This window comes from Vibrio sp. 2134-1 (genome assembly GCF_033339495.1).
In genome coordinates this window covers 1-588 of the sequence record NZ_JAWOUS010000695.1, presented here as the reverse complement: position 1 = coordinate 588, position 588 = coordinate 1, and the positions used below count along the sequence as shown (strand labels likewise).

Here is a 588-nt window from a genome sequence, read left to right as displayed (position 1 = left end):
GATTTTAAATCAATCGGTTATTGCCGACTACCAAAGCCATTTCAAACAGTCATGGCTATATGAAGAGCTTTATCAAGCACGCAACTTCTCTAGCGGAATACACCGTTTTGGCTCTTGGTTAGGCGGTGGTTTAGCGATGTTGGAACACAACGTGTTAAAAGGCAAAGCAAAGTGGAATGTACGTTGTGAACATCCCGATCATCAGTCTTTGATTCTGGCGGAAAACAGCGATGAGATCCTCTATCCGAAACCTGATGGCGTGTTGAGTTTCGACCGTCTTTCTTCCGTCTATTTATCCAATATTTTCCATGAAGAAGACCAACCGTGTCATTTGCAGCTTGCCAGCCAGCGCATTCCTATCGAACAGAACTTGGCGCTCTATGCCGAGCCCGCTCAACGCTACTGTCCTGCTGGGGTGTATGAAATTGTAGAAGGTGCAGAGCAAGCCGAATTACAGATTAATGCGGCGAACTGTATTCACTGTAAAACCTGCGATATCAAAGACCCAAGTCAAAACATCACCTGGACGCCTCCTGAAGGCGGTGGTGGTCCCAACTACCCAAATATGTAGTGGTCTGAGAATAGTTT

The 588-nt window shown here is 46.1% G+C and carries 1 protein-coding gene; it reads left to right on the top strand.

What is annotated here, in order from left to right; all coding sequences use genetic code 11:
- The coding region (locus R7R78_RS28015; protein WP_225474841.1) for a 4Fe-4S dicluster domain-containing protein at window positions 1-571 on the top strand (571 nt) is incomplete at its 5' end.
- Window positions 572-588: the final 17 nt, after the last annotated feature.